An 18,498-nucleotide genomic window follows, 5' to 3' on the forward strand; every position below is an offset into this window, starting at 1 on the left:
CGGATCTTTCAGGAGGCGTGAGTGTTGTTCGGCCGCCGTCCCAGGGCGTTGCTCTCGGAGGTCGCCGGTTTGGCACGGTACATCGCCAGATCGGCGTCGTGCAGCACCGTTTCGGGGGTGCGCGGATCACCCGGGCGCAGCGCGGTGACGCCGATCGACGCCTCGATGTGGATGCGGTGGCCACGGGCGATGATCGGCTCGGCCATGGTCTGGCGCAACCGGGCGATAAGGCCGTCCAGGTCGTCCGGCTGGGTGCGGCCGGACAGCAGTACCAGGAATTCGTCGCCGCCGATGCGGCCGACCACATCGTCGGTGCGCAGGCCGCGCTGCAGTCGCTGGGCCACGATCTGCAGCACGGTATCGCCTATCGCGTGGCCCAGGGTGTCGTTGATGGCCTTGAATCCGTCGAGGTCGATGAACAAAACGTTCGATACCGGCGACTGTTCGTCGACGCCCAGCGCGGTCGCCAGCCGCGAGAGCACCAGCGATCGGTTGGCCAGCCCGGTGAGCGGATCGTGGGTCGCCTGATATTCCAATTGCCTTCGGCTGGCACGGAATTCGGTGACGTCGTTGAACGAGGAGACGGCCGGCGAGTCGGCTGCGCCCGGGTTGAGCAACCGGCTCGAACCCGACAGCCAGCGCCGCTGCCCGTCCGGGCGGTCCACGCCGAACACGTAGCGGGAGATGGTTTCTCCCGTGGCGAGGGTTCGTGCCACCGGGTGATGGCTCGGGGCCAGTGGCTGGGCGTTCGCGTCGAGCAGCGCCAACGGCAGCGAATCGATGCGGCGGCCGACCAGATTGTCGCCTTCCTGACCGAAGATGCGCAGCGCCGCCGGGTTGATCGATTCGATCCGGCCCTCGCGGTCGATGACGACCACACCCTCCTCGAGTTGCGACACCACGGCCGTGAAATGGTGTTCGGCCCGGCGCTGCGCGGCCTCGGCGCGGCGCTGAGCGGTGAGGTCGTGGATCACCACCTGATAGGCCAGCCGGTTCTGCCAGACCGTGAGCACCGAGACCGTCTCGACGTCGACCGCCTGGCCGTCGCTGCGGATCAAGGTCATTTCCGCTGTCTCGGACGCGTCGCCGGTCTGGTGCAGCCGGTCGATGCGCTCGAGCATCGCGGGCACGTCGCGATGCGCCACGAACTGGGTGACCGGATGCCCGACCACCTCGTCCACTCCGGGGACGGCCAGCAGCCGCACGATCGCCGGATTGGCGTAGACGACGATGCCGTCCTCGTGCACGACGACGCCATCGGGACTGTGCTCGACCAGGGTGCGGTACCGCTGGGCGAGCAGTTCGGCGTCCATCACGGCCTCGGGCCGGTTCTCACCTGCCTCAACCACATGTAACCCCCTGATCATGGTCTGTTCAGGTCAATTGGCGCACGGGATCATTCTGATGGTGACGTACCGCGGATCACAGCGCGGACGGTATTGGTTCGGTCACAGTTCAGGTTCTTATCGGGCCTGTGAGTGATCATGACAGGTGCCCGTTCCCGCGGTATCGGCGGACGGTACGCTGTCGGGTTCGGGTTCGGTCCGGTCGGGGGGCCGGACCGGGTGTTACGCCGGAGGCAGCTGCCCAGGCCGGGTGTAGGAGCGCGAATGCCGAACACAACCCCGATGTCAACTCGAGAATATCAAGATCGTATGCCGATCGCAGGTATCGGCGTCGTCAGCGGTTACGGCTGGGGCAGGGAGACGCTGTGGCGCGGTCTGCACACCGGTAAGGCGGCCGCCGGGCTCTATCCCGGCTACGGCGCCGACCGCGACGAATACGCGTGGATCGCCCTGGTGCCCGACGGCGGCGACGAGTCGCTGAGCCCGAGCCGCTACGCCCGGGCGGTTCAGGAGGCCGCGCGCGAGGCGATCGCCGACGCGACCGAACGAGGCTGGCGGCCGGGCCGCACCGTCGGGGTGATCCACGCGATCGTGCTCGGCGACGTCCGGGATTGGGAGGACTTCTACCTCGCCGACGACAGCCGCCGCCGCTCCCGCGACTATCTGCGCCTGCTGCCGTCGACTCCGATCTCGCTGCTGATGCAGGAATTCGCCTTCCACGGCCCCTCGATGAACGTCTCGGCGGCTTGCAGTTCGGCCAACGTCGCGCTGATCACCGCGCAGATGTGGCTGGATCAGGGCTTCGCCGACGACGTGGTCTGCGTGACCACCGACCTGTCGGCGAGCCCCGACATGGTCCACCACTTCGTGCAGATGGGCGCGGCCGTGATCGACGCCGACCCGCTGGAGGCGTGCCGGCCGTTCCAGGAGGGCAGCCGGGGCTTCAGCTTCGGCGAGGCGTCGGTGGCGTTCGTGGTCTCCCGGCAGGTGGAGCGGCCGTACTGCGCCATGCTGGGCGGGGCGATGACCAATGACGCTTATCACGTCGTGTCCGTCGACCCCGGTCTGGAGCGGATACTGGACTGTACGCACCAGGCCCTGGACCGGGCCGGGGTGCGCCCCGGGGACGTGAGCTACTACAACGCCCACGGACCGGGAACCCGGCAGTGCGATGTGGCCGAACGGGCCGTGCTGGCGCGGATCTTCGACGACCGCCCGCAGGTCTATTCGATCAAGCCGCTGACCGGACATTGCATGGGTGCGGCGGCCGGCGTCGAGATCGCGGCGACGGCGCTGGGGTACGAACGCGGCGTCGTGGTGGCGCCGCCGATCGTGGCCGAGGCGCATCCTCGCCTGCTGGACGGACCCACCCCGTTCGACGGCGGATTCACGGTGAAGACCTCGCTCGGAATGGGCGGGCACAACTCCGTGGTGGTGCTCGGCCCGGCGTGAGAGCCGGGACCCTCGGGTCCCGGAACGGGGCCGCTCGCGGTCGTGTCACCGAACTTGTCGGTGGGTGTGCTTAGCATGGCGTCTGGGGAGATTCTGGATGCCGAATTTCGATCGAGAAGGGACAGCCGGTGGCGGATCTGTTGACCGTGCGCGGAGCTCGGGAGCACAACCTGAAGGGAGTGGACCTCGACCTGCCACGCGACAGCCTGATCGTGTTCACCGGACTGTCCGGGTCCGGCAAATCCAGCCTCGCCTTCGACACCATCTTCGCCGAGGGCCAGCGTCGCTACGTCGAATCGCTGTCGGCGTACGCCCGCCAGTTCCTGGGGCAGATGGACAAGCCCGATGTGGATTTCATCGAGGGACTCTCCCCGGCGGTGTCGATCGACCAGAAGTCGACCAACCGCAATCCGCGCTCGACCGTCGGCACCATCACCGAGGTCTACGACTACCTGCGCCTGCTGTACGCCCGCGCCGGAACCCCGCACTGCCCGGTTTGCGGTGAACTGATCGCCAAGCAGACCCCGCAGCAGATCGTGGATCAGGTGCTGGAGATGGAGCCGGGCACCCGCTTCCAGGTGCTGGCCCCGGTGGTGCGGACCCGTAAGGGCGAATTCGTGGACCTGTTCGACCAGCTCAACACCCAGGGCTATTCCCGGGTGCGGGTCGACGGTGTGGTGTATCCGCTCACCGAGCCGCCGAAGCTGAAGAAGCAGGAGAAGCACGACATCGAGGTCGTGATCGACCGGCTGGCCGTCAAGCCGACTTCCAAACAGCGGCTGACGGATTCGATCGAGACGGCGCTGCGGCTGGCCGACGGCATCGTGGTCCTGGACTTCGTCGACCGCGACGAACACGCCCACGACCGCGAGCGGCGGTTCTCGGAGAAACTGGCCTGCCCGAACGGTCATCCGCTGGATATCGAGGATCTGGAACCGCGGTCGTTCTCCTTCAACTCGCCGTACGGCGCCTGCCCGGACTGCACCGGTCTCGGCATTCGCAAGGAGGTCGATCCGGATCTGGTGGTGCCCGACCCGGAACTGAGCCTCAACGACGGCGCGATCGCCCCGTGGTCGCGCGGGCAGACCGCCGAATACTTCAACCGGCTGCTGTCCGGGCTGTCCGAGGCGATCGGCTTCTCGATGGACGCGCCGTGGAATACGTTGCCGCTCAAGGCCCGTAAGGCGGTGCTCGAGGGCAGCTCCGATCAGGTGCACGTGTCCTACACCAACCGCTACGGCCGCAAGCGGTCCTACTATGCCGACTTCGAGGGCGTGATGCCGTTCCTGCAGCGGCGGTTGGAGAGCACCGAGTCCGAGCAGATGAAGGAGCACTACGACGGGTACATGCGCGATGTGCCGTGCCCGGTCTGTAGCGGTGCGCGGCTGCGCCCGGAGATTCTGGCCGTCACCCTCAACGCCGAAGCCGGACGCCGTTCCATCGCCGAGGTGTGCGATCTCTCGATCCGCGACTGCTCGCGCTTCCTGAACTCGCTCGAGCTGGGGGAGCGGGAGGCCGCGATCGCCGGTCAGGTACTCAAGGAGATTCAGGCCCGGCTGGGTTTCCTGCTCGACGTGGGCTTGGAATATCTGACGCTGTCGCGGGCGGCGGCGACGCTGTCCGGCGGTGAGGCGCAGCGCATCCGGCTGGCCACCCAGATCGGTTCGGGACTGGTCGGCGTGCTGTACGTGCTCGACGAGCCGTCCATCGGCCTGCATCAGCGCGACAACCGGCGCCTGATCGAAACCCTCACGCGGCTGCGGAATCTCGGCAATACGCTGATCGTGGTCGAACACGACGAGGACACCATCCACTCCTCGGATTGGGTGGTCGACATCGGCCCGCTGGCCGGTGAGCACGGCGGCCAGGTCGTCTACAGCGGCCCGTACCCGGGTCTGCTCGAGGATCCGAATTCGCTGACCGGCGCCTATCTTTCGGGCCGCGAAGTGATCGAGGTGCCGCTGGTACGCCGGCCGGTGTCGAAGAAGAAGCAGCTCACCGTGGTCGGCGCGAACGAGCACAATCTGCGCGGCATCGATGTGGCCTTCCCGCTCGGCGTGCTGACCTCGGTCACGGGCGTCTCCGGTTCCGGCAAGTCGACGCTGGTCAACGACATCCTGGCGACCGTGCTGGCGAACAAGCTCAACGGTGCGCGGCAGGTGCCCGGTCGGCACACCCGGATCAACGGTCTCGACCACCTCGACAAGCTGGTGCAGGTCGACCAGTCCCCGATCGGGCGCACCCCGCGCTCCAACCCGGCCACCTACACCGGCGTCTTCGACAAGATCCGCACCCTGTTCGCGGCCACCACCGAGGCCAAGGTGCGCGGCTATCAGCCGGGCCGGTTCTCCTTCAACGTCAAGGGCGGCCGGTGCGAGGCCTGTTCCGGCGACGGCACGTTGAAGATCGAGATGAACTTCCTGCCGGATGTGTACGTGCCCTGCGAGGTGTGCCACGGCGCCCGGTACAACCGGGAAACCCTCGAGGTGCACTACAAGGGCAAGACCATCGCCGAGGTGCTCGACATGTCGATCGAGGAGGCGGCCGACTTCTTCGAGCCGGTCACCTCGATCCACCGATACCTCAAGACCCTGGTCGATGTCGGCCTGGGGTATGTGCGGCTGGGGCAGAGCGCCCCGACGCTGTCCGGTGGTGAGGCGCAGCGCGTGAAGCTGGCCGCCGAACTGCAGAAACGCTCGACCGGGCGCACGGTCTACATCCTCGACGAGCCGACCACCGGCCTGCACTTCGAGGACATTCGCAAACTGCTCGCGGTGATCAACGGATTGGTCGACAAGGGCAACACCGTCATCGTCATCGAACACAACCTCGACGTCATCAAGACCTCCGACTGGGTGATCGACATGGGTCCCGAGGGCGGCTCCGGCGGTGGCACCGTGATCGCACAGGGCACCCCGGAAGACATTGCGGCCGTTGCCGACAGCTATACCGGCCAGTTCCTGCGCGAGGTTCTCGACAAGCCCGCCGCACCGGCGAAGGCGACGAAGACCAAGAAGGCGACGGCCGCCAAGTCGGCGGCTGCGAAGCCCGCCGGACGTCGCAAGACGGCTGCCGTCGGCTGAGCATCGCGCGGCGGACCCGCTGGTTTCCAGCGGGTCCGTCTCTCAACGATGTCGATCGGTATCAGCGGCCCCGGTAGGTCGCGCTCGATCAGACCGCGTCCCAGCTGTCGGCGCCGCGGCGGCGGCCGAGCTGCCGGCGCCGGAAGAAGACCTCTTCCACCGACACCGAACTGGCAGCCACCGCGTCGGCCACCGTGGTCAGCCGCGGGTCCTCACTGCGTTCGTCCAGATGCCATTGCACGCCCGCGCGGCGTTCCGGCGGCAGCATCGCCCAGCGGCTGCCGATCCGCGCCTGGACCGAATGATCGCCCGCCGCAATGATTTCCAGCAGGACGGGCCACAGATCGGCCTCGGTGGCATGCGAGGGCAGCGCCGCGATAGTGGCGTCGGACTGCTGGGCGAGCATATCGGCCAGCGCCGGCCGCATCGCCGGATCGAGCAGTGCCAGCAGGGCGAACAACCCGCGCCAGGGCGCCGGATCGGAGCAGCCCTCCAGGCCCTGCAGCAGGGCGGCGGCCACCGCGGTATCGGTGAAAATCGGCAGTGCCGCGATCGCCGCCAGGGCGGGCGGGCGCAAGGTGTCGAAGAAGACGGCCATATCGCGCACCGCCCGGCCGTGGATCGCGGTCGTCACCAGATTGCCCAGGAGGGCGGGCGTCCCGACGCCCAGCACGATATCTCCTACGTCGGCGACGACATCGGTATCGCAGCGCGCGAAGATCGACAACGCCGCCAGCCGCAACTCCGGTGACCCGTGCAGGACGGTCTGGATCATGCGCGGCATCCGGCGCGCCGGGCCGTTGAGCAACTGGCGCAGCACGGAGGTCAGGGCGCTGGTGGAGAAGGCGAACGACGCCGAGAAGATCAGGCCTTCGTCGTCGGGAACGCCGCGCTCCACGGCTTCGATCAGCCGGGGTGACGCGTAGCCGAGAAACGGCCCCGCGGTGATGTAGTCGCGCCGGCGAAGCACCTCGTTGACGATCTGCACGATCGGTTCCGGCGGCGCGATATCGGCCAGTTCACCGACCGTGCGCGGGTCCAGATACGGCGCACAGTCGGCCGCGTAGCCGATGCCGAGCAGTGCGACGGTTTCGGCGGCCTTCTTCGGGTGATCGACGCCCACCGCGCCGGCCGCGCGCCCGGTCAGCGCCGGCGGCACCAGCTTCTGTACCAGCGGCATCGAGATGCCGAGCGGAATGATCGGCACCAATCTGCTGATCCGCTTGAAGGTTTCGGCATGCTGATCGAAGACGATCGCGGCCATCCGCTGCTGCAGTTCGTGCAGATTCCGGGCGCCGAGGCGCTCCAGATGAGCGAGCCGTTCCGGTGGAACGTGCAACGTGCGGGCGAGCAGGATGAGCTGGGCGCGGGTTACCGGATCCGTCATCAGTCCAGCAGGTTCCCGAACATGATCTTCTTCGCCGGCGCCCGCAGCGGCCGCGGCAGGGCGCTGATCATCGAGTCCACCGACTGCGACAGCGCCTGCGCCTCCTCACGACGTGCCTGCGTGAACAGCGACAACAGGTCCGCGCACTCGTGATCGGTCAGTAGATCCGTGGCGGCGATCGGCCCGCCGAGTTCGTGGTCCAGATCTCTTCTGGCGGTCATGCTGCACCCCGGTATTCGTCACGTCTTCCGCTGGAACGTACCCACGAAGACATCCGGCGAATCATAGAAGCCGGCTACCGCGGGGCGAGGGCGGAAATGCCCGCATTGGGGTAAGTCACCGCGAAAAGCGGCGAGTGCTCGAGCACGACAACGACCGGCCGGTCCGCACGCCGCCGTCAGGTCCGCCGCGCACACCTGCGACGATCGGGGCATGGCGATCCCGACCGCATTCACCGAAATCCTCTCCGTCCGCCACCCGATCGTGTCCGCGCCCATGGGGGGCGAAGCGGGCGGGGCCCTGGCCGCCGCGGTCTCCGACGGGGGCGGTCTGGGGCTCGTCGGTGGTGGTCGCGGCGACCGGGAATGGGTCGAGCGCGAACTGCGGCTGGTGCGCGAGAACACCACCGCGCCATGGGGAGTCGGCTTCCTGAGCTGGGCGATCGACCGAGCCGTACTCGACCACGCGCTGTCGTTCGATCCAGCGGCGGTGGTGCTGTCCTTCGGGGACCCGATGCCGCTCGCGGCCGCCGTCCGGGACGCGGGTGCGGTGTTGATCGTGCAGGTCACCGATGCCGACGAGGCGCGGCGGGCGCTGGACGCGGGCGCGGACGTGCTGGTGGCGCAGGGCAGCGACGCCGGTGGTCACTGTGCGGCCCAGGGCATCGGGACGCTGTCGTTCGTGCCGACGATCGTCGATCTGGCGGGTGCGGTGCCGGTGCTCGCGGCCGGTGGCATCGCCGACGGTCGTGCGATCGCGGCCGCGCTGGCGCTCGGCGCGGCCGGGGCGATGGTGGGCACCCGCTTCCAGGCGACCCACGAGGCTCTCGTGCCCGCCGAACTGGGCAAGGCCCTGGTGGACGCCGCCGGCGCCGATACCGAGGTGAACTGGACGCTCGACATCGCTCGCGGCGCACCGTGGCCGGAGAGATATCCGGCCCGCACCCTGCGCAACACCTTCCTCGACCACTGGCGCGGCCGCGACGACGAACTGCGTACCGACGAGGCCGCCCTGCGCGACTACCGCGAAGCCGCCGCCCGCAACGACCTCACCGCCGTTCCGGTGTGGGCGGGCCAGGCCGTCGACCGGATCACCTCGATCGCTTCGGCCACCGAACTGGTGGGTGTGCTCGCCGCCGAAACCGAAGCGGCGCTGCGCCGAATCACGGTGCGCGAGGACTGAGTTCGACGACGGCGCCGCTGTCGTAGCGCCGTTCACTATCGGGCCGAAATCCGCCTGGACCTTGACCACAGGGCGACGCGTCCATCATTATGAACACACGTTCATGAACAGACGTTCATAATGACTCGAAGGAGACTCCCATGACCGCGATCGTCAATACCGCCCAATCGGAGGCGTGGAACGGGTACGAGGGTGAACACTGGGCCGGGAACGCCGACCGCTACGACGCGGTGAACTCGGGGATCAACGAGCCGTTGCTGGCGGCGGCCGGTATCGCGGCCGGAGATCGGGTCCTCGATATCGGCTGCGGTAACGGTCAATTGACGCGCGAGGCGGCCCGGCGGGCGGCCTCGGCGATCGGAGTCGACCTCTCCGGGCCGATGCTCGCGCGGGCGCGCTCGCTCGCCGAAGTCGAAGGCGTGCACAATGTTTCGTTTCATCAGGGCGATGCGCAGGTGTTCGAGTTCGCGCCCGGCTCCTTCGATGTGGCGGTGAGCCGGTTCGGCATCATGTTCTTCGCCGACCCGGTGGCGGCGTTCACCAATATCGCCCGCGCGCTGGGGCCGGGCGGGCGGCTCGCGATCGCCGTACCGGCGATGTCGGATTCCGACGTCAGTGCCGTATTCGCCGCGGCGGCAACACATCTGCCCGGATTCGAGGTGGGGCACGGCTTCAACGCCTTCGCCGATCCCGCGGCCACCGCCGATCTGCTCGGCGCGGCGGGGTTCGCCGATGTCGCGAACGAACTCGTCGTCACCGACAGCGTCTGGGGCGCGGATGTCGACGATGCCACCGAATTCGTCGTGGGCTGGGGGCCGGTGCGGTACCACCGGATGCGCAACGACTTCGCCACCGATGCCGAGGTGCGGACCGACGTCGCCGCCGCTCTCGCGCCGTTCGCGGGCGACGGTCCGATCCGGTTGCGCGCGGCCTCCCGGCTCGTCACCGCCACCGTCGCACTACCGTAGATCCCATGTCACCCCGACGGGCGGCGGCGCTGCACGACCGCGACGATCGCGATCTGCGCGCCCATCTGATCGCCACGGCCGAGAAGCTATTCGCCGAACAGGGCAGCGCCGGGCTCACCGTGCGTGCCATCGCGCGGGCGGCCGGGGTGTCCGACGGGGTGCTCTACAACCATTTCGCCGACAAGGAGGAACTGCTCGCCGCGGCGCTGCGGGCCCACGTGGAATCGGTGGATCGGAGCTTCCCGCCGCTGCCCGCCGCCGGTAGCGGCGATCTCGCGGAGAATCTGGCGGTGTGCCTGCGCCAGGGGCTGGCGCTGCATCAGGCGGTATTGCCGGTGTTCGCGGGCCTGATCACCCAGCCCGCGGTCCTCGCCAGATTCGCCGAAACCGAAGGCCGGCAGCGAATCTGGCGCGAGGAATTGGTGGTCTATCTGCGCGCCGAACGCGATCTGGGCCGACTGGCGGCCGACGCGGATGTCGATGCGGCCGCCGCGGTCCTGGTCGGCATCTGCCACGACGCGGTGCTCTCGTCGTTGCTCTCGGGAACGCCGCGTCCGTTCGCGCCGCCCCCGGTCGCCGCCGTCGTCGCCACTCTGCTGTCGGGGATCGCTGTGCGGTGATCCGCGCGGCGGATGCCCGAGCTCAGTACACCGGCCCGGTGTACTTCTCGCCCGGTCCCGCACCCGGCGCGTCCGGATGTGCCGACGACTCCCGGAACGCGCGCTGCAGCGACTGCAGACCCTCGCGGATGGGTCCGGCGTGGGGGCCCAGATATTCGACCGACGCCGTCACCAGCCCGGCGAGGGCCGTGATCACGCGCCGGGCCTCGTCCAGATCGCGACGCGGGCTGGAATCGGGGTCCTCGTCGGCGAGGCCCAGCTTCTCGGCGGCCGAGCTCATCAGCATCACCGCGGCCCGGCTGATCACCTCGACGGCGGGGATATCGGCCAGCTCCCGCACCGTTTCCGGATCCGCGGACTCACTCAGGGCCGACGGGTCGCCGGCATGCTCGCTCATATCCGTAGCATGTCATCGGGTTCGCGTCGCCGGGTTGCGGGGGCGGCCGATTGGGAGTAGAGGCGCCTCCGGTGTTAAAGTGGTTGGCGACGACCGCCCCGGTCCCGTGCTGGAACCGATCCAGCGCACCGGCTCGGGGCTGTAAGTGGAGCCCGACTCCCACCATCGGCCGGCCTGCGTGCCAGGTTCGATGGTCCGGTCACCCGCCGTATGCGGCGGGTTTCTCGCTCGGATCCGTCCGTGGCGAGGTCGAGGTGGCAGTCCTGTTGGTGGACGCCCGCGGCGACCGGTCGACATTCGGGCCCCGTGGCGGTGAAATACCGCAACGGGGCTTTCGTGTTGGGTATGGGGTTGCAGTTGTTGCTCGCGGTCGTTGGATGACACCGCTTGACCTAGGAGGCCCCATCAGCACTGAGACCCGCATCAACGATCGCATCCGCGTGCCCGAGGTCCGACTCATCGGACCGGGTGGTGAGCAGGTGGGGATCGTGCGTGTTGAAGATGCACTACGCGTCGCCCAAGAGGCTGACCTCGACCTCGTCGAGGTCGCACCGGACGCGCGTCCACCGGTCTGCAAGATCATGGACTACGGCAAGTTCAAGTACGAGACCGCGCAGAAGGCGCGCGAGTCCCGCAAGAACCAGCAGCAGACCGTGATCAAGGAGCAGAAGCTCCGCCCGAAGATCGATGACCACGACTACGCGACCAAACGGGGACACGTGATGCGGTTCCTCGAGGCCGGGTCGAAGGTCAAGGTCACCATCATGTTCCGTGGTCGCGAGCAGTCGCGTCCCGAACTCGGTTTCCGGCTGCTGCAGCGGCTGGCCTCCGACGTCGCCGACCTCGGCTTCGTGGAGACCTCCGCCAAGCAGGACGGCCGGAACATGACGATGGTCCTCGCGCCTCACAAGGGTGCGAAGACCCGGGTCAAGGCGCAGACCGCCGCGCAGCAGACCGCGCAGCGTGGTGCGGCGCCCGGCAGTTCCGCGCCCGCTGGGGGCGACGCTGCGGCCGGTTCGGCGCCCGCGCCGGAAGCCGAAGCGGCCAGCCCGCAGTAAACCGATACAGCACCGGCGGTATCGCACGATGCGATGTCGCCGGAACGAGACAAGATTGAGGAATCCATGCCGAAGATGAAGAGCCACAGCGGCACCTCGAAGCGATTCAAGGTGTCCGGTCGCGGCAAGCTGCTGCGCCAGCAGGCGAACCGTCGCCACCTGCTCGAGCACAAGTCCAGCCGCCGGACTCGTCGTCTGGACGGCACGGAGGTCGTCGCGCCCGCTGACGTCCGTCGCGTGAAGAAGCTGCTCGGTATCTGAGCGCACTCGCGCACCGTTCCCTCTCCCAACCTGTGGGCGCCGCCGCGCCCCTCGATCGAACAAGGACTGACCAGTGGCACGCGTCAAAAGGGCCGTCAACGCTCAGAAGAAGCGCCGTTCCGTGCTCGAGGCCTCCAAGGGCTACCGTGGGCAGCGCTCGCGGCTGTACCGCAAGGCCAAGGAACAGCAGCTGCACTCGCTCACCTACGCCTACCGGGACCGCCGGGCTCGCAAGGGTGACTTCCGCAAGCTGTGGATCGCGCGCATCAACGCCGCGGCTCGGCTCAACGACATCACCTACAACCGCTTCATCCAGGGCCTGAAGGCCGGGGGTGTCGAGGTCGACCGCAAGATCCTCGCCGAGCTCGCCGTCTCCGACGCCGAGGCGTTCGCCGGCCTGGTGGCGGTGGCCAAGGCCGCCCTGCCGGAGGATGTCAACGCCCCGGCCGCCTGAGCTGCGACCAGTTGACCAACACGTCGAAACGACCCGCGGAGCGCGGCTCCGACGACCGGACGAATCCGGAACTGTCGGAACGCAATCCGCGGGTCGTTTCCGCTGTCAAGCTGCACCGCTCGGCATCCCGCCGCAAGACCGGCCTCTTCCTGGCCGAGGGCGCCAATTCCGTGGCCGCGGCGCTGGATACCGAGCGGGTCGAGGAGTTGTTCTACTCGAATCGCGCCGCCGAACGCGAGCACGAACTGGTGGCGACGGCCGCCGCGCTCGGGGTCCGCACGACGCTGGTGAGCGAGCGGGCCGCCGAACATCTGGGTGAGACGGTCACCCCGCCCGGTTTGGTCGCGGTCTGCCGCCTCGTGGATGTGCCACTGTCGCAAGTCGTTTCGCCGCGGCACGAGGATGCACCGGCGGCAGCCGGTGCCGTGCCGGGACTCGCCTCGGGCGCCCGCCTGCTCGCCGTCCCGGTCGAGACCGCCGACCCCGGCAATGCCGGCACCCTGATTCGCGTGGCCGACGCGGTCGGCGCCGATGGTGTGGTGCTGGCCGGTGATTCGGTGGATCCGCACAACGGAAAATGTGTGCGCGCCTGCGCGGGCAGCCTGTTCCACGTCCCGATCGCGCGCGACCGCGATATCGACGCCGTGCTGAATGCGCTGCGCGACAACGACATCACCGTGCTGGCGACGACCGCGCGCGGTGAGGTCGATCTCGACGACGCCGACGACCTGCTGCGTACCGCGGGCGAATCCGGCGGCACCGCATGGCTTTTCGGCAACGAGGCGCACGGCTTGGACCCAGCGGTCGCGGCCCGCGCCGACCACCGCATCCGCATCCCCATCCACGGCCGCGCGGAAAGCCTGAATCTGGCCGCCGCCGCGGCGATCTGCCTCTACGCCGACGCGCGGGTCCGCCACCGCTGACCTCGTGCCCCGAATATGGCTGTGGGCGCCGGGTTTCCGAATCCGGCGCCCACACTCACGTCGATCAGTCGCGCGGGTGTGCCAGCTCGATCACGTGGTTGTCGCCGGTGCCCGCGGCCAGGGTCAGCGTGGAGGTGGTTTCCGGGTAGCCGGACGCCACCACCGTGTAGTCGCCGACCGCGAGGTTGGCGAACAGATAACTGCCGTCGGCGTCGGTGGTGGTGCTGTCGATCACCGCACCCGCCGCGTCGACGAGGGTCACCCGGGCATCGCGCAGCGGACCGTGCGCACCGTGCACGACACCGCGCAGCTGCGCGCCGCGCGACAGCACCACGTCGAGCTGGGTGATGCCCTGGCCCGCGACCTCCGCCGGCAACGCCACCGGCTGGAACGTGGCGGCGTTCACCGCGACGGTCACCGGTCCGGGAACCAGTTCGGTCAGCGCGTAGTCGCCCTCGGGCCCGGACGCGCCCGCCGCCAGCACATCGCCGCGGCTGTCGGTGACGATCACCAGCGCATCGGCCACCGGCGTGCCGTCGTCGGCCGCCCGCACGGTGCCGGCCAATCCGCTCATACCGCTCAGCCGCACATCGTGTTCCAGCGGCCGCGTACCCACCGTGATCGGCGTGGCCTGCGGCTGGAATCCGTCGGCCGAGGCGATCAGCACATAGGAACCGGGTTCCGGGGCGTCGAGCGCGTAGTGCCCGTCGCCGCGAGCGATCGCACGGCCGATCTGGCGGCCGGTGGGGGAGATCAGGGTGAGCGCTGTGCGCGTCACCGGCGTGCCGTCACCGGCCAGGACGCGGCCGTGGACCATGATCCCGGTGCTCACGAACTCCTCCGGGACCAGGCCCGAGGCGTCCTCGGCCATGACCTGGGCCGACAGCACCGGTTCCGGCCCCGACTCGGCGGCCTGTGCCAGCGCGCCGGTGGTCCGCAGCGCGACCTCCTTGATGAACAGCGTCAGCAGGAAGGCGACGAGCGCGATGGGCGCCGCGATGAGGAACACGTCGGCGATGCCGTGACCGTAGCCGTCCTCGACGACCGTGCGGACCGGACCGGGCAGCGCGGCGATGTCCGGAATCCGGCTGCCGCCGCCCATGGCCTGCGCCGCGGCCGGGTTCAGGTGGCTCAGACCGTCGCTGATGTAGTCCTTCACCCGCTCGGCCATCACCGCGCCGAGCGCCGAGACGCCGATCGCACCGCCGAGGCTGCGGAAGAACGTCACCAGCGAGCTGGCCGCGCCGAGTTCGTGCGGCGCCACCTGGTTCTGGGTGCACAGCACCAGGTTCTGCATCGTCATACCGATGCCCAGGCCCATCATCGCCATGTAGATCGCGACCAGCCAGTAGTTGGTGTCGTAGCGGATGGTGCCGAGCAGGCCCAGACCGGCGGTCACCAGCAAACCACCGGTGACCAGCCATGCCTTCCACCGGCCGGTGCGGGTGATGATCTGGCCCGACACCGTCGAGGAGATGAACAGGCCGCCGATCATCGGGATGGTCATGATGCCCGACATCGTGGGCGATTCGCCGCGCGCCAGCTGGAAGTACTGGCTGAAGAACACGGTGCCCGCGAACATCGCGACACCGATGAACAGCGAGGCGGCCGAGGCGAGGCTGATGGTGCGGTTGGCGAACAGGTGCATCGGCACGATCGGCTCGGCGGCCCGCAGTTCGGCGAAGACGAACAGCAAGGCCAGCGCGACGGCGCCGAGCACCATCGTCAGGGTCTGCCAGGAAGCCCACGCGTACTTGTCGCCGGCGAAGGTGACCCACACCAGCAGCAGGCACACCGCCGCGGTGACCAGGAAGGCGCCCAGCCAGTCGACCTTCACCTCGCGCCGGGTGACGGGCAGACGCAGCGTGCGCTGCAGCACGATCAGCGCGACCACCGCGAACGGCACACCGACGTAGAAGCACCAGCGCCAGCCCAGCCAGCTGGTGTCGGTGATGACACCGCCGAGCAACGGGCCGCCGACGGTCGCCACCGCGAACACCGCGCCCAGATAGCCGCTGTAGCGGCCGCGTTCGCGCGGGGAGATCATCGCGGCCATCACGATCTGGGCCAGCGCGGACAGACCGCCGGCGCCGATGCCCTGCACCGCGCGGCAAGCGATCAGCATGCCCGGGTTCTGCGACAGACCCGCGACCACCGAGCCGGCCACGTAGATCAGCAGAGCGATCTGGACGAGTGCCTTCTTGCTGAACAGGTCGGCGAGTTTGCCCCACAGCGGGGTGGTGGCCGTCATCGCGAGCAGGGAGGCGGTGACGACCCAGGTGTAGGCGGACTGTCCGCCGCCCAGCGTGCCGATGATCTTCGGCAGCGCATTGGTCACGATCGTGGAGGAGATGATCGCGACGAACATGCCCAGCAGCAGACCGGACAGGGCCTCCATGATCTGCCGGTGCGTCATCGCCGCCGTCTCACCCGGTTCCGGGGATCTGCGCGCGACGTCGTTCGCAGAGGTGATTGCCATCGTTCTCTTTCCGGAAGCGTTGATGCGGCGGTCGGCCGGTCGCCGACGTCGCCGCATCACAAGTGTTCGGGGGATATCAAACAAGTTGATTAACGAAAGTAACTATAATCCTGTGAGAACCCTGCGCAAAGGCCGAACGTCCGGTGTGTTCGATCACATCCGGGCGCGGAGGGCGAAACGGCTGGTCAGTCGTCCTCGAAGCAGGCGTTGATTTCCTCGGCCCAGCGGGTCGGCACCGCATCGGGTCCGATCACCTGCATGGCGGTCATGACGGTGATGAGCATGCCGGTGGCCATGAACTGGCGGGCATCGTCGGCGTCGGCGCCGGTGAGTTCGCGGACCAGGTCGTAGATGCGCCCGAACCGCTCGCGCACGTGGTCGCCGATCGCGGGATCGGCGCTGGCGGAGAAGCCGTGCAGCAGCAGGAGCGGCAGTTCCCGTTCGGCGAGGAAGGTCTCGTAGCCCTTGCCGAGCGCCTTCAGTGCTTCCTGTGGGGTCGCGTTCGCCGGTGCGTCGGCGCGCGCGGCGCGGAAAACCTCTTCGATCCGCGCGCAGGACCGATTGACCGCGGCGACGAACAGGCGTTCCTTGGTGCCGAACAGCCGGATCACATAGGGCTGCGACACACCGGCGAGGCGGGCGATCTCATCGGTTTTCGTTGCGGCGTAACCGGTTTCGGCGAATGCGGTGACCGCAGCGGCCAGTACCTGCTCGCTGCGCTCGGCTGCGGTCAGCCGCGTGCGGGTCGAGTCCGCCATGGTCCTCCTCGCGATCGTCCGACGGTCACGGTAGCGCGATGCGGGCGGGGATCGAGCCCGGCATCGCTACCTGTTGACATGTTATCAGTGGATGCATACTCTTTCGGCATCAAGTTATCAGTCGATAACAACAAAGGATCTGCGATGACCTCCACCCTCGAAACCATCCCCCGTGCCGGCACGGCCGGCTCCCTCCGCCGACCGCTGGGCGCGGTCCTGGCCGCCGTCGGCATCCCGATGTTCATGGTCGCCCTGGACAACCTGGTCGTCACCAACGCGCTGCCGGTGATTCGCACCGAACTGAACGCCTCGTTGAGCGACCTGCAATGGTTCGTCAACGCCTACACCTTGTCCTTCGCGTCGCTGCTGCTCACGGCCTCCGCACTCGGAGACCGCTTCGGCCGGCGCCGGATATTCCTCGCCGGCATCGCGCTGTTCACCGCCGCGTCGGCGGCCTGCGCCCTGGCCACCGAGCCGTGGATGCTGGTCGCCGCCCGCGCGATCCAGGGATTCGGCGGCGCGGCGGTCATGCCGCTGTCGCTGACGCTGCTGTCCGACGCGGTGCCGGAGAAGATGCGCAGTGCCGCGATCGGCATCTGGGGCGGCATCTCCGGACTGGGCATCGCGGTGGGGCCGGTGGTCGGCGGCGCTGTCGTCGGCGGCCTGAGCTGGCAGTGGATCTTCTGGCTGAACGTGCCGATCGGCATCGCGGTGCTGCCCTTCGCGGCCCGGGTGCTCGGTGAATCATTCGGCGGCGCACGACGTTTCGATCCGCTCGGGCTGGTCTTGTCGGCGGGCGGGGTGCTGGCGATCGTGTGGGCGGTCGTGCACGGCGCCGACGACGGCTGGACCTCCGCGCCGGTGCTGAGCGGACTGCTCGGCGGGGCCGCGCTGCTGGCCGCCTTCATCGCCTGGGAGATGCGAACCCCGGCCCCGATGCTGCCACTGCGACTGTTCCGGTCGCGTGCCTTCCGGGTCAGCAACATCACCAGCTTCACCTTCGCGGTCGGCGTTTTCGGCGCGATCTTCCTGATCTCGCAGTACTTCCAGGTCGTGCGCGGCTACAGCCCCTTCGAATCCGGTCTGCGCACGCTTCCCTGGACCGCCGCGCCGATGGTCGTGGCGCCCGTGGCGGGCCTCGTCGTCGGCCGGATCGGCGCCCGCACCCTGCTGGTGGCCGGGCAGGCGATGCTCGCCGCGGCCCTGGCCTGGATGGCGACGGTGAGCACGGTCGACGCCGGCTACGGCTCGTTCATCGGCGCCATGGTGCTCGGCGGCGTCGGCATGGGCTTGACCTTCGCGCCCAGCGCGACCGTCGTGATGGCGAGTGCCGCCGCCGAGGATCGGGCCATGGCCTCGGGAACGAACAACACCGTGCGCGAAGTGGGTGTCGCGATCGGTGTGGCGATTCTGGCCTCGATCTTCGCCTCGCACGGGTCGTATGCGAGTCCGCAGGGATTCGTCGACGGGCTGGTCCCGGCCGTGTGGACCGGCGCGGTGATCGTGGCGGCCGGGGCGGTGATCGTCCTGCTGCGGTTGCCCCGGCACCTCGTCGCGATCGAGGCGCCGGCCGGCGCGCGGGAATCGGACCGCGACGCTGTGACCGTATCGGCCGACGCATGACATCGGGCCCGGCGCGCCGTCGGTGAGCAGTAGGCCCGGTCCGCATCGATCGGCGAGGCCGGGCCGGACGCCGGGGATGCGTACCCCATATATCGGCTCGCAGGATGGCCTGCCCAGGCGCGCGCCCGGATCTCGGGCGACGCGCCCTTCCCTGTCGCCGCCTCCGATGGACCGATTGCCGGTGTTCGGGCCGATGCCGCGGAACGTCCGAACGCCGGAAATATCCGTGTGAGGCGGCCTGCCGACATCGCCTACGATTCGACCAGCGACAATAGTTGGCATCGCGTA

Annotated in this window: 16 protein-coding genes; 10 read left to right on the forward strand and 6 right to left on the reverse strand. The window is 68.7% G+C overall.

Annotation, left to right across the window (positions count from 1 at the left end):
• Nucleotides 1-8: 8 nt before the first annotated feature.
• Nucleotides 9-1,349 (reverse strand): diguanylate cyclase domain-containing protein, encoded by a 1,341-nt coding sequence (locus ACPCUW_RS20855; protein WP_423426525.1) that lies wholly within the window; start codon nt 1,347-1,349, stop codon nt 9-11.
• Nucleotides 1,350-1,655: 306 nt separating this feature from the next.
• Here ACPCUW_RS20855 and ACPCUW_RS20860 point away from each other — a divergent pair, with 306 nt between their 5' ends.
• Nucleotides 1,656-2,798: a beta-ketoacyl synthase N-terminal-like domain-containing protein gene (locus ACPCUW_RS20860; RefSeq protein ID WP_305779688.1), complete on the forward strand. Its 1,143-nt coding sequence runs from the start codon at nt 1,656-1,658 to the stop codon at nt 2,796-2,798.
• A gap of 128 nt (nt 2,799-2,926) precedes the next feature.
• On the forward strand, nt 2,927-5,881 hold the full coding sequence (uvrA, locus tag ACPCUW_RS20865; protein ID WP_305779687.1) for an excinuclease ABC subunit UvrA: 2,955 nt from the start codon (nt 2,927-2,929) through the stop codon (nt 5,879-5,881).
• Nucleotides 5,882-5,969: 88 nt separating this feature from the next.
• Here uvrA and ACPCUW_RS20870 read toward each other — a convergent pair whose 3' ends face one another.
• Both ACPCUW_RS20870 and ACPCUW_RS20875 read right to left on the reverse strand, forming a co-directional pair.
• Entirely contained in the window at nt 5,970-7,268 is a 1,299-nt protein-coding gene (locus tag ACPCUW_RS20870) for a hypothetical protein (protein WP_423426527.1), read from the reverse strand.
• On the reverse strand, nt 7,268-7,489 hold the full coding sequence (locus tag ACPCUW_RS20875; protein ID WP_030514590.1) for a hypothetical protein: 222 nt from the start codon (nt 7,487-7,489) through the stop codon (nt 7,268-7,270). The genes ACPCUW_RS20870 and ACPCUW_RS20875 overlap by 1 nt, the downstream gene beginning before the upstream one ends.
• A 211-nt stretch (nt 7,490-7,700) precedes the next feature.
• Here ACPCUW_RS20875 and ACPCUW_RS20880 point away from each other — a divergent pair, with 211 nt between their 5' ends.
• The 3 genes from ACPCUW_RS20880 (at nt 7,701) to ACPCUW_RS20890 (ending at nt 10,257) form a co-directional block, all read left to right on the forward strand.
• Nucleotides 7,701-8,669 (forward strand): NAD(P)H-dependent flavin oxidoreductase, encoded by a 969-nt coding sequence (locus tag ACPCUW_RS20880; protein WP_423426528.1) that lies wholly within the window; start codon nt 7,701-7,703, stop codon nt 8,667-8,669.
• Nucleotides 8,670-8,809: 140 nt separating this feature from the next.
• Nucleotides 8,810-9,637 (forward strand): class I SAM-dependent methyltransferase, encoded by an 828-nt coding sequence (locus tag ACPCUW_RS20885; protein WP_423426529.1) that lies wholly within the window; start codon nt 8,810-8,812, stop codon nt 9,635-9,637.
• Nucleotides 9,638-9,642: 5 nt separating this feature from the next.
• Nucleotides 9,643-10,257 (forward strand): TetR/AcrR family transcriptional regulator, encoded by a 615-nt coding sequence (locus ACPCUW_RS20890; protein ID WP_064904615.1) that lies wholly within the window; start codon nt 9,643-9,645, stop codon nt 10,255-10,257.
• A 22-nt stretch (nt 10,258-10,279) separates the two neighbouring features.
• Here ACPCUW_RS20890 and ACPCUW_RS20895 read toward each other — a convergent pair whose 3' ends face one another.
• Nucleotides 10,280-10,654 (reverse strand): DUF1844 domain-containing protein, encoded by a 375-nt coding sequence (locus ACPCUW_RS20895; protein ID WP_030518933.1) that lies wholly within the window; start codon nt 10,652-10,654, stop codon nt 10,280-10,282.
• Between the two features lie 377 nt (nt 10,655-11,031).
• Between ACPCUW_RS20895 and infC the strand changes: the two genes are divergently transcribed.
• The 4 genes from infC to ACPCUW_RS20915 all read left to right on the forward strand — a co-directional run bounded on the left by infC (nt 11,032) and on the right by ACPCUW_RS20915 (nt 13,350).
• The gene (infC, locus tag ACPCUW_RS20900; protein ID WP_030518932.1) at nt 11,032-11,712 is read left to right on the forward strand and encodes a translation initiation factor IF-3; all 681 of its coding nucleotides are present in this window, start codon (nt 11,032-11,034) and stop codon (nt 11,710-11,712) included.
• Between the two features lie 66 nt (nt 11,713-11,778).
• The gene (gene rpmI / locus ACPCUW_RS20905) at nt 11,779-11,973 is read left to right on the forward strand and encodes a 50S ribosomal protein L35 (protein WP_030518931.1); all 195 of its coding nucleotides are present in this window, start codon (nt 11,779-11,781) and stop codon (nt 11,971-11,973) included.
• Nucleotides 11,974-12,046: 73 nt separating this feature from the next.
• Nucleotides 12,047-12,427, forward strand: coding sequence for a 50S ribosomal protein L20 (gene rplT / locus ACPCUW_RS20910; RefSeq protein WP_423426531.1), 381 nt, complete (start codon nt 12,047-12,049; stop codon nt 12,425-12,427).
• A gap of 71 nt (nt 12,428-12,498) precedes the next feature.
• A complete protein-coding gene (locus ACPCUW_RS20915) occupies nt 12,499-13,350 on the forward strand; it encodes a TrmH family RNA methyltransferase (protein WP_423426625.1) in 852 nt (283 codons plus the stop codon).
• Between the two features lie 64 nt (nt 13,351-13,414).
• Here ACPCUW_RS20915 and ACPCUW_RS20920 read toward each other — a convergent pair whose 3' ends face one another.
• Both ACPCUW_RS20920 and ACPCUW_RS20925 read right to left on the reverse strand, forming a co-directional pair.
• Nucleotides 13,415-15,829, reverse strand: a complete 2,415-nt coding sequence (locus ACPCUW_RS20920) for an MFS transporter (protein WP_423426533.1) — start codon at nt 15,827-15,829, stop codon at nt 13,415-13,417.
• Between the two features lie 185 nt (nt 15,830-16,014).
• Nucleotides 16,015-16,587 carry a TetR/AcrR family transcriptional regulator gene (locus tag ACPCUW_RS20925; RefSeq protein WP_064907476.1) on the reverse strand — a complete coding sequence of 191 codons (573 nt, stop codon included), beginning with the start codon at nt 16,585-16,587 and terminating at the stop codon, nt 16,015-16,017.
• Nucleotides 16,588-16,731: 144 nt separating this feature from the next.
• Here ACPCUW_RS20925 and ACPCUW_RS20930 point away from each other — a divergent pair, with 144 nt between their 5' ends.
• Nucleotides 16,732-18,210, forward strand: coding sequence for an MFS transporter (locus ACPCUW_RS20930; protein ID WP_423426535.1), 1,479 nt, complete (start codon nt 16,732-16,734; stop codon nt 18,208-18,210).
• Nucleotides 18,211-18,498 lie beyond the last annotated feature (288 nt).

This window comes from Nocardia sp. AB354, assembly GCF_049538315.1.
GTDB lineage: Bacteria > Actinomycetota > Actinomycetes > Mycobacteriales > Mycobacteriaceae > Nocardia > Nocardia nova.

Excerpts from the sequence above, each read along its gene's own strand:
- ACPCUW_RS20860 (WP_305779688.1), top strand. The coding sequence starts at position 1,656 with ATGCCGATCGCAGGTATCGGCGTCGTCAGCGGTTACGGCTGGGGCAGG.
- ACPCUW_RS20870 (WP_423426527.1), bottom strand. The coding sequence starts at position 7,268 with ATGACGGATCCGGTAACCCGCGCCCAGCTCATCCTGCTCGCCCGCACG.
- ACPCUW_RS20875 (WP_030514590.1), bottom strand. The coding sequence starts at position 7,489 with ATGACCGCCAGAAGAGATCTGGACCACGAACTCGGCGGGCCGATCGCC.
- ACPCUW_RS20880 (WP_423426528.1), top strand. The coding sequence starts at position 7,701 with ATGGCGATCCCGACCGCATTCACCGAAATCCTCTCCGTCCGCCACCCG.
- ACPCUW_RS20885 (WP_423426529.1), top strand. The coding sequence starts at position 8,810 with ATGACCGCGATCGTCAATACCGCCCAATCGGAGGCGTGGAACGGGTAC.
- ACPCUW_RS20890 (WP_064904615.1), top strand. The coding sequence starts at position 9,643 with ATGTCACCCCGACGGGCGGCGGCGCTGCACGACCGCGACGATCGCGAT.
- ACPCUW_RS20895 (WP_030518933.1), bottom strand. The coding sequence starts at position 10,654 with ATGAGCGAGCATGCCGGCGACCCGTCGGCCCTGAGTGAGTCCGCGGAT.
- infC (WP_030518932.1), top strand. The coding sequence starts at position 11,032 with ATGACACCGCTTGACCTAGGAGGCCCCATCAGCACTGAGACCCGCATC.
- rpmI (WP_030518931.1), top strand. The coding sequence starts at position 11,779 with ATGCCGAAGATGAAGAGCCACAGCGGCACCTCGAAGCGATTCAAGGTG.
- ACPCUW_RS20920 (WP_423426533.1), bottom strand. The coding sequence starts at position 15,829 with ATGGCAATCACCTCTGCGAACGACGTCGCGCGCAGATCCCCGGAACCG.
- ACPCUW_RS20925 (WP_064907476.1), bottom strand. The coding sequence starts at position 16,587 with ATGGCGGACTCGACCCGCACGCGGCTGACCGCAGCCGAGCGCAGCGAG.
- ACPCUW_RS20930 (WP_423426535.1), top strand. The coding sequence starts at position 16,732 with ATGACCTCCACCCTCGAAACCATCCCCCGTGCCGGCACGGCCGGCTCC.